General features: G+C 64.3%; 10 protein-coding genes. 6 read left to right on the forward strand and 4 right to left on the reverse strand.

The features are described from left to right. Positions 1 to 202, reverse strand: a 202-nt coding sequence (locus CAK78_RS05010) for a transposase (protein ID WP_141214125.1), incomplete at its 3' end; no start/stop codon positions are given. Between the two features lie 98 nt (positions 203 to 300). Beyond that, positions 301 to 927: a glutathione S-transferase N-terminal domain-containing protein gene (locus CAK78_RS05015; protein WP_094696569.1), complete on the reverse strand. Its 627-nt coding sequence runs from the start codon at positions 925 to 927 to the stop codon at positions 301 to 303. Positions 928 to 1,085: 158 nt separating this feature from the next. Between CAK78_RS05015 and CAK78_RS05020 the strand changes: the two genes are divergently transcribed. The 4 genes from CAK78_RS05020 to CAK78_RS05035 all read left to right on the forward strand — a co-directional run bounded on the left by CAK78_RS05020 (position 1,086) and on the right by CAK78_RS05035 (position 4,608). Beyond that, positions 1,086 to 1,730: a response regulator transcription factor gene (locus CAK78_RS05020; protein WP_094696570.1), complete on the forward strand. Its 645-nt coding sequence runs from the start codon at positions 1,086 to 1,088 to the stop codon at positions 1,728 to 1,730. Between the two features lie 88 nt (positions 1,731 to 1,818). Then, complete coding sequence (locus tag CAK78_RS05025; RefSeq protein WP_017784009.1) at positions 1,819 to 2,400, forward strand: TetR/AcrR family transcriptional regulator; 582 nt, start codon at positions 1,819 to 1,821, stop codon at positions 2,398 to 2,400. Positions 2,401 to 2,471: 71 nt separating this feature from the next. Continuing rightward, positions 2,472 to 3,341, forward strand: coding sequence for an alpha/beta hydrolase (locus tag CAK78_RS05030; protein WP_176452678.1), 870 nt, complete (start codon positions 2,472 to 2,474; stop codon positions 3,339 to 3,341). Positions 3,342 to 3,462: 121 nt separating this feature from the next. Further along, positions 3,463 to 4,608, forward strand: a complete 1,146-nt coding sequence (locus tag CAK78_RS05035) for a patatin-like phospholipase family protein (RefSeq protein WP_024941010.1) — start codon at positions 3,463 to 3,465, stop codon at positions 4,606 to 4,608. 66 nt (positions 4,609 to 4,674) lie between these two features. Here the strand turns inward: CAK78_RS05035 and CAK78_RS05040 are convergent, their stop codons facing one another. Then, positions 4,675 to 6,627, reverse strand: a complete 1,953-nt coding sequence (locus CAK78_RS05040) for a cation:proton antiporter domain-containing protein (RefSeq protein WP_094696571.1) — start codon at positions 6,625 to 6,627, stop codon at positions 4,675 to 4,677. A gap of 100 nt (positions 6,628 to 6,727) precedes the next feature. Between CAK78_RS05040 and CAK78_RS05045 the strand changes: the two genes are divergently transcribed. Further along, on the forward strand, positions 6,728 to 7,648 hold the full coding sequence (locus CAK78_RS05045; RefSeq protein WP_094696572.1) for a GGDEF domain-containing protein: 921 nt from the start codon (positions 6,728 to 6,730) through the stop codon (positions 7,646 to 7,648). A gap of 64 nt (positions 7,649 to 7,712) precedes the next feature. Here the strand turns inward: CAK78_RS05045 and tilS are convergent, their stop codons facing one another. Beyond that, entirely contained in the window at positions 7,713 to 9,053 is a 1,341-nt protein-coding gene (gene tilS, locus CAK78_RS05050) for a tRNA lysidine(34) synthetase TilS (RefSeq protein ID WP_094696573.1), read from the reverse strand. Positions 9,054 to 9,189: 136 nt separating this feature from the next. On the opposite strand from tilS, the gene CAK78_RS05055 reads away from it, so the two are divergent. Continuing rightward, positions 9,190 to 9,598: transposase (locus CAK78_RS05055; RefSeq protein WP_141214126.1), on the forward strand; the 409-nt coding region annotated here is incomplete at its 3' end.

Here is a 9,598-nt window from a genome sequence, read left to right on the forward strand (position 1 = left end):
GGTGATGGCAGTGATTGCATTGCAGCACGCGTGGCCGACTTTTCAGGTGACAACAGGTCTTGTTGGCACATTCAGGGCAGACAAAGCCGTGAGGAAAACGCCAAGTGAACAACGCGTTTTCGCACTGAGCTTCAGTGCCATAGTCCTTGAGAAGCTCAAACAGGCTGTAGCCTTTCTGGAATTGGACTTTGCTTTTGGCCATGATCTCGCTCCTCGATAACTGTGCATAAGATCAGTATAGTTCGGGGTGACTGCTAATCATGGGTAATCAGGTTTACATATGCTCTTGCCCCACCGGGTTCATTGCGGCTGACGAACCGCCGCCGGCCACTGCAGACGCGCCTTGACCAGGGTCTGCTGCCACAGCGGCCAGGCCAGCAGCGCCTGCTGATAGGCGCCCGCCTGACCGGGCAGCTGAATGCCATAGCTTGCCAGCCGGTAGGCCATCACCCCATAGAAGGCATCGAGGCTCCCCGCCTCGCCAAAATAGAAGGGGCCCCTCGCCTGAGACCAGATGGTCTGCAACCGGGCCAGCTCGCCGATGGCCTCCACCGGCGGTTCGCTGCGAGTGGGGGCGCCGAGGAAGAAGGGCTGCAGGGTACGAATTTGGTGAAAACCGGCGTGCAGCTCGGCGCAGAGACTGCGGGCCAGCGCCCGCTCGGCCCGCGCTTCGGGGTAGAGCCGGCGCGCGGGGCAGAGTTCGTGCAGGTATTCGGCAATGGCCAACGAGTCGTGCACCCGCACGCCGTCGTGATCGAGCCAGGGCACCAGGCCGGTGGGCGCTACCCGCTTGAGCCGCTGCAGATCCTTGGCATCCTCCAGGTCGAACACCTGCTCCTGCCACTCCAGCCCGCTCATGGCCAGCACCAGTGCCGCCCGCATTGCCCAGGTGGAGCCAGTGCCCACCGTCAATACCAGAGATCCCATCTATTGCCTCCTGCATGGGTTGTTCATGACCATCCCATCTGCCCCAATGGCACGACATCCGACGGCCGCTTCACATTTGCGCTCCGGCAGGTTTGACCCTCTCCGGGAGCAGTGCTAGTTTGATTTTCCAAAACAATCAGTTAGCAACAATGTGAGCAATGGACAGCCAATTTACCATCGTCATCGCAGATGACCACCCCCTGTTTCGGGGCGCCCTCTATCAAGCGGTGCACATGGCCATCGACGATGCCCAGCTGCTGGAAGCGGACTCCATCGACAGCCTGGCCCACCTGCTGGGGGAACACCCGGAAGTCGACCTGCTGCTGCTCGATCTCAAGATGCCGGGGGCCAACGGCTTCTCCGGTCTCGCCCACCTGCGCGGCCAATATCCTGACCTGCCCATCGTGGTGGTGTCGGCTTCGGAAGAGCCCGCCATCATCCAGCAGGTGCTGCGGCTCGGCGCGCTCGGCTTCATCCCCAAATCGGCGCCGATGAAGGAGCTGGTCAACGCCCTCAATACGGTGATCGGGGGTGACAACTGGGTGCCGGCCGGCATCTCGCTCCATCCCGAACCTTGTGAGGGCGCCGATTTTGCCAGCAAGCTGGCCAGCCTCACCCCCCAGCAGTACAAGGTACTGGTGATGCTGCGTGACGGCAGCCTCAACAAGCAGATCGCCTGGGAGCTCAATGTCTCCGAGGCCACCATCAAGGCTCATATCACCGCCATCTTCAGAAAACTCGGCGTCAAGAACCGCACCCAGGCGGTCATCGCCCTGCAGCAGATGGATATCAAGGAAGGCTGAGCCCTCCCAGCAAGCCTGCACACCATCTGCCACTCGACAAATAGCACGGTCGTACTTTACGCTGCCCCGGTCAATGAAGGAGAGTGCGATGAGCAAGGGCCGGCTGACCCGCGACAACATTTTGCAGACTGCGTTCGAGCAGGCGAGCCAGCAGGGGCTGGAGAGCCTCACCATCGGCTCCCTTGCCAGCGCCTGCGAGATGTCGAAAAGCGGCCTGTTCGCCCACTTCCAGTCCCGTGACAACCTGCAGATCGCCGTGCTGGAGTACGCCGCCGAGGTGTTCCGGGAGCGGGTGATCCAGCCGGTGCGCCAGCAACAGCACGGCAGCCAGCGAGAGAAGTTGATTGCCCTGTTGCAGGCCTGGCTGGCCTGGAATCAGAGTTTTGCCGGTCGCTGCATGTTCCTCGACGCCTGGACCTCGGCCCAGGAGGGTGAAGTACAGCAGGCCGCCCGCCAGCTCGTGCGCTTCTGGCTCGACTACCTAGCCCGCCAGGTGGTGCAGGGACAGAGCGAGGGGGAGTGGCGCAGCGACATGGATCCCTGGCGCGCCGTCTATCGCCTCTATGGCCTCTATCTGGCGGATCAGGTGTTCAATGCCCTCGATCTGTGTCAGGATCCGGCACGCCACTTCTGGCCCGAAGTGGAGACGCTGCTGGATGGCTGGCGCTGATGGATTGACCTCTCTTTTTTAAAACCGACGAAAAAGCACGACCGTTCGCACATAAAAACCACAGGATGACTATGAGCAGCAAGATCTACTTCAACACCCGCCGTTTCAGCCCGAGCAAATGGTTGCTTGGCCTTGGCACCCGCTTGCACCACACCCTGGCCCCCGCTCATGCCAAGCGTACCGCCAGCAAGCTGCTGCTCACCCCCCAGCGCAACCAGCGGGATGACACAGCGCCGGCCGGACTGGTCAAACAGGCCGTGCACACCAGCGAAGGCACCCTGATGAGCTACCGGCTCGGCCAGGGGCCGGTCTGGCTGCTGATGCACGGCTGGTCAGGCAGCGCCAGCCAGTTCTACCCGCTGATGAGCCACATTGCGGCCCAGGGCTTCACGGCCATTGCCTACGATCACCCGGCCCACGGCCACAGTGCCGGCCATACCGGCCACCTGCCCCGCTTCGTGCGCGCTTTCGACGAACTGGTGGAGAAGATGACGGCGGAGTGCGGCCCGCTGCAGGGCGTCATCGCCCACAGCATGGGGGGCGCCGTTACCCTCTCCAGCCGCCGACGCGAGCTGGATGCCCTGCCGCTGCTGCTCATCTCGCCGGTGCTCGACTACGTGCCCCAGCTCTACGGCATGGTGGCGCGCTCCGGCTACTCCATCCGGCTGTTCGATGCGGTGGTCAAGGAGATTGAGCAGGAGTACCAGCACCCCTTGAGCACGGTCGACCCGCTGGGGCGGCTCGCTGGCCGCAGCGGGGCCGCCATCATAGTGCACGACGACGAGGATCGCTTCGCTCCGCACGGCGATTCCCTGCGCGCCACTCAGGATGGTCGCACCCGGCTGGTGAGCACCCGCGGCCTCGGCCACGGCCGCATCCTCGCCAGTGCCCCGGCCTTCGCCGCCTTCGATCAGCTGAGCGCTGCCCACAGCAACCACTGAGCAGCCTCAAAAAGGGCCTGCAAAAAATGGTGGGCAGGCCTGTTTTTATATTTGATACAGCGTCTTATAGTTAAATTGCTCGGTGGCAACACCCCCAGTGGCATGCATAAGGCGCAGTATCATGGCCAGACCCAACACAGCTCTTCTATTGACCGGTGGTGGTGCCCGCGCCGCCTACCAGGTCGGCGCCCTCAAGGCGATCGCCGAGTTCTATCCCCGCAATCTCGGTATTCCGTTTCCCATTCTGTGCGGTACCTCGGCCGGCGCCATCAATGTCACCGCGCTGGCCTGTTACGCCTCCTGCTTTCATCTGGGAGTGCGCAAGCTGGAGTGGGTCTGGCGCCGTTTCGAGACCCACCACATCTTCGACTTTCACCCGGGGCGCCTGTTGTGGCGACTGATGTATGAGGGCTCGGCGGGGCTCGTCAATCCCCACACCAACCACGCCTTTCACCTGTTCGACAACGCGCCGCTGCGCCGCCTGCTGGATCAGCTCATCGACTATCACCGCATCGACGACAACATCCTCTATGGCAGCCTGGAGGCGCTCGCCATCACCGCCTCCGACTACGACGACGGCCTCTCCACCACTTTCTTTCAGGGGCGAGCGGAACATCTGCCGTGGGAGCGGGCCAGACGGCGCGGGCTGCGCACCCTGCTCACCTCGGATCACCTGCTCGCCTCCTCGGCGCTGCCGTTCGTCTTCCCGGCCACCCACATCGGCGAGAAATTCTACGGCGATGGCTCCATCCATCAGCTGAGCCCGCTCAGCCCCGCCATCCACCTGGGGGCGGAGCGGATCCTGCTGATCACCCTGGATCCGCCTGCGCACACGGCCCCCACCTTCCACCATGGCCACCTGACCAGCTCCAACATCGCCAGCCACCTGCTGGACACCGTCTTCACCGACACCCTCAACTCGGATCTGGAACGGCTGTGGCGCATCAACCAGACCTTGGATCTCATTCCGGAGCGGGAGCGCAACCGGTTGAAACTCAAACGGGTGGAGACCTGCGTGCTCAAGCCGAGCCAGGATCTCGACCTGCTGGCGCTGGCCTATCTGCGCAAGCTGCCGGTGCACCTGCGCCGCCTGCTGCGGGTACTGGGGGTGACGGGGGACGAGACCAGCAGCCTGGCCAGTTTCCTGATGTTCTATCCCGGCTACTGCCAGCAGCTTATCAAGCTGGGCTACCTGGATACCCTGAACGAGCGCCAGCGGGTCGAACAGTTTCTGGGGCTAGAGGAGGCGGTACGGGTCGAGGCCTGAACCGGGGCATTCAAGCGAGGCGGGGACGGCATTGGCAGCAGGCCTGGCGCAACATGGGCTCAGGGATCAGCGCCCCTCCAGCAGGCGCTGTTCCGCCTGCTCCACCGCCACCGCATTGCCAAACAGCACCAGCTTATCCCCCGTCGCCAGCACCAGTTCGGGCTTGGGCTCCAGCCGCTGTGTGCCCCGCTGCACCTCCCTGATCCGTACCGCATCGAGCCCCAGCGCCTGCACGCTGCGCCCCACCGCCCAGGCCTGCTCGTGCAGCAGCACGGGGTGCAGGCGCTCGAGCAGCTGATCCGTCTCTAGGTTGGCGGCGCTTTGATCTCCCCAATAGAAGCCGTGCAGGAAGCGATACTGGTTGCTGCGCTCGTGCTCCATGCGCCGGATCACCCGGCCGATGGGGATGTCGCAGTTGAGCAGCAGGTGGGAGACCAGCATCAGGGCCCCCTCCTGGGACTCGGGGATCACCTCGAAGGCCCCCGCCCGCTTGAACGCCTCCAGGAAGCTGTCGTCCCGGGTGCGCACCAGCACCTTCACCTCCCCCGCCAGCTCCCTGATGAGCGCCAGCATGGCCTCGACCCGCTTGGGATCGTCAAAGGTGATGATCACCAGCCTGGCCCGCAGCAGGCCGGCGGCCAGCAGGATGTCGCGCCGGCTGGCATCGCCGAAAGCCACCTGTTCCCCCGCCGACTTGGCCTCGCTCACCCGCTCGGGATCGAGATCCAGCGCCAGGAAGGGGATCTCCTCCTGCTTGAGAAAGCGGGCGCAGGTCTGGCCGGCCCGGCCAAAGCCCGCGATGATCACATGCTGACTCTTGCTCAGGCCCGACTGGGCCACTTCTGAGCGGGTGAGCAGGGCCGGATCCGTGAGGGAGCGGGCCAGCTGGTGAGCCTGCTGCACCAGCCAGGGGGTCATGGCGATGGAGGTGACCCCAATACCGATGAGCAGGGAGACCAGCCGGTGATCGAGCAGACCGTGGTGATTGGCCAGTGCCAGCAGTACGAAGCCGAACTCCCCCACCTGGCTCAGCATGATCCCCGCCGCCATGGCGTCGCGCTTGCGCTCCCCCATCAGCCGACCGGCCAGCAGCACCAGCAGCGACTTGAACAGGATGAGGGCCGGCACGCTCAGCGCCACCAGCCACCAATCCAGCGCCACCCGCTGCCAGTCCATGGTCATGCCGATGGTGATGAAGAAGAGCCCCATCAGCACGTCCCGAAACGGCCGGATGTCCACCTCAAGCTGGTGACGGTAGTGGGACTCTCCCAGCATCATGCCCGCCAGAAAGGCCCCCAACGCCATGGAGAGCCCCATCCACTGGGTGAGCGAAGCGGCCAGCAGCGCCACCAGCAGGGTACTCAGCACGAACAGTTCGTCGGAGCGGGCCCGCGCCACCTCGTGAAACAGCAGCGGCAGCAGCCACTTGCCCACCGCCAGCAGGCTCAGCAGGGCAAACAGCCCCTTGAGGGTGGCCCAGGCGATCTCCGCCAGCAGGGCGCTGCCCTGGATCTCCGGCCGAGCCAGAATGGGGATCATCACCAACAACGGCACCACCGCCAGATCCTGAAACAGCAGCACGCTCACCCCGAGCTGGGCACGGCGGGTGTGCAGCTGCTTCTGATCCCCCAGCTGTTTGATCACCACGGCGGTGGAGGAGAGCGCCAGGGTGCCCGACACCACCAGCGCCTGGGCCAGAGTCAGGCCCCACCACCATGCGATGGCAAAAAACAGCAGGGAGGTGAGCAGCACCTGCAGGCCACCGACCCCGATCACCAGCCGACGCATGGCGATGAGCCGGGGCAGCGAGAACTCCAGCCCCAGCGAAAACATCAGAAAGACGATACCGAGCTCGGCGATGGTCTGCATGATCGACTGGCCGGTGATCACGGCCGCGCCATGGGGGCCGAGCACGACCCCGGCGAGCAGGTAGGCAAGGATCACCGGCTGGCCGAGGCGCCGGAAAATCGCCACCAGCAGGACGGCGGCAAGCAGCAGGATCAATACGTCTGCGTACAATATTTCCTCCTTTTTTATCTACTTAAGCCTAGCCAGCCGTCCTTGTTCGCATCGAACATATTTTGGGCACAGGTATTGCAGGTAAGCAGCAGGAAGTAGGTTGTTTGAGGGCTGTACCGTGGAAAACACATCATCATTGAGCGGTCTGGGACATGGCATCGAGCAGTGGGTTCGCCAGATGGAGCGGCTCACGCCGCTGGCAAGCCAGGATCGCAACCAGCTGCTCGAGCAGTTGCTGGTGCAGACCGATCTGGGCAGCCTGCTGGCAACTTTTGCCGATCGTGCGGCAAGAATTGTCCGGATCCACAGCCTGCACTTCGACTGCGGCCAACCGCACACCCTGATCCAGCATCCCCCCCAGGCCAGCCTCACTCTGCACAGCTACCCGTTCGAGCTGCGCGGTCAACACGGCCAGCTGCTGGGCCAGCTGCACTACACCCTGGAACACGTCCTGAGCGGCAGTCAGCAGCGGGTGCTGCAGCAGTATCACCAGCTGCTCAGCCTGCCGCTACCTCTCTATCTGCGCCTGTCACAGCTGGAGCTGCAGGTACGGCTCGATCACCTGACCGGGCTCGGCAACCGCTCCTACTTCGACGAGGCCATCGGCCGCGCGGTGGAGCAACACAGCCGGGAGTCCCACGGGTTGGTGCTGGTACTGCTGGATCTCGACCGCTTCAAGCAGATCAACGACACCTGGGGTCATCCGGTGGGCGATCTGGTGCTGAGCCGCTTCGCCCAGCTGCTGACCCACTGCATCCGCAGCACGGATCAGGCGTTTCGCCTCGGCGGCGACGAGTTCGCCCTGCTGCTGCAACCTGCCGAGCCCGAGGCCTGGCGCCCGGTCTGGCTGCGTCTGCAACAGATGCTGCTGACCCACAAGGAGCTCAGTACCTTCTCGGTCGGCTGCAGCCTGGGGGCCGCCAGCTGGCAGTCCGGGGTGGACGTGCACAGCCTGTACGAGGCGGCCGATGCCCACCTCTACGCCCGCAAGAAAGCGGGCAAGGCCGGCCTGCTGGACTGAACCGGCAAGCCGCGGATGCGACAAGGCCGGCATATGCCGGCCTTGTCCGTTTGCAGCTGAGGGGTCACAGCGGGGGCTGACAGGCCGCCGCCGGCAGCCAGTGCCAGACCAGGCCGGGCTCCTGCGTCATGAATCCGTCACAGAGGAACAGCTCCCCCACCGCCGCCACCTGCTCGCCGTAATAGAGGATGGGAATGCGACCGCGCTGCCAGGAGGGCACCCCGTACTCCTGCAGCAGCTTCTTGAGGCGCCGGCTGCCGCCGCGCCCCACCGGTTTGAGCATGCTGCCGGCGGCCACCCCGAAGCGTACCGACAACGGCTCGTCCGCCCCTGGCAGCCGCAGCCCTTCGCCCTCCGTCCGCGAGATCAGTCGCACCTCGCCGAGCCCGTCCGGCAGGATCAGCGTCTCCCCCACCCTCAACGCCAGCTGCTCATGACGAGGTTGCAGTCCGGGTCGCACCAGGTGAAGCCGCCCTTGAAAGCGGCGGCAGCTCTGCTCCCCCCAGTTGAGCTGGGGATTGGCGTCTTCCCGCGCCAGCGCCACCTCCTGCCAGAGCAGGCCGAGCTGCTCGCGGGAGGGCATCTCTCCCCCCTGGCGGCGGATCCAGTAACGCAGCAGGTTGTTGCGCCGGGTACCTGACAGGGCCTGCAGCGGCGTGATCTGCAGTGCCTCTCCTGCCGCCGCCAGCCGCCAGTCGGCCTCGGCCAGCTCCTCCAGCAGCGCCTCCTGTTCGGCGCACAGCGCCATGCTGCGCGCCGCCGTCTGGGCCATGGCGGGCCAGCGGGCCTTGAGCTGGGGAATGAGCTGCTGGCGCAAGAAGTTGCGGTCATAACTCACATCCTGATTGCTCTCATCTTCCACCCAGCCATAGGGGAGGCCCGCCGCCACCTCGGCCAGCTCGGCCCGGCTCACCTCGAGCAGCGGGCGCAGCAGCAAGCCGCCGGCAAAGGGCTGGCTTGGCACCATGCCCGCCAGCCCGCGCAGACCGGCGCCACGCTTGAGCGCCAGCAGCAGGGTCTCCAGCTGATCGTCCTGATGGTGAGCGGTGAGCAGCCACTCCCCCTCCCCCAGCTGAGCGGCGAGGGCCTGATAACGGGCCTCCCGCGCCTGCGCCTCCAGGCTGTCGCCACAGCCCCGCTGCAACTGCACCCGCTCGACCAGCAGCGGCACCGCCAGTTGCTGACACACCCCTTCGCAGTGGACCACCCACTCGTCGGCATGTGGGCTCAGGCCATGATGGACGTGCAGAACGCGCAGGGCAAAGCCGTGGGCGCGGGCAAAGCGGGTCGCCAGCACCAGCAGCACGGTGGAGTCGAGCCCGCCGCTGAAGGCCACCAGCAGGCCGCGGGAACCTTCCGGCGCGGGCAGGGTCTGACAAAAGCGAGAATAAATACGAGAAATCATAGGCTTCCCCAATACGACCAGGCCGATCTTAGCAGAGTCGGGCTTATCAAGCGCTAACCCGACTGCTAGGGAAAGTGCGAAAAAGTCCTTGATGTGAGATCATGAACCCCACTTGGCATCAGGGATGAGGTTCAGCATGAGTCACCAGCTCACCTTCGCGGACTGCGAGTTCAATGGCAAACGCCGTAAAACCCGTAAAGAGATATTCTTGGCTCGCATGGAGGCTGTGCTCCCATGGCCAAGGATGCTGGGGGTCATCGAACCCGTCTATCCCAAAGCTGGTAACGGGCGTCGTCCCTACCCACTCGATACCATGCTCCGCATTCACTGTATGCAGCAGTGGTACAACCTCAGCGACGGCGCCATGGAGGACGCACTCTACGAAATTGCCTCAATGCGTCTGTTTGCCAAACTCTCCCTGGACCAGGCTATCCCTGACCGCACTACCATCATGAATTTCCGGCATCTGCTGGAGCAGCACCAACTGGCACGCCAACTATTCGAGGCCATCAACCAGTGGCTCTGTGACGCTGGCATCATGATGA

Source organism: Aeromonas sp. A35_P (assembly GCF_002259925.1).
Classification (GTDB): domain Bacteria; phylum Pseudomonadota; class Gammaproteobacteria; order Enterobacterales; family Aeromonadaceae; genus Aeromonas; species Aeromonas dhakensis.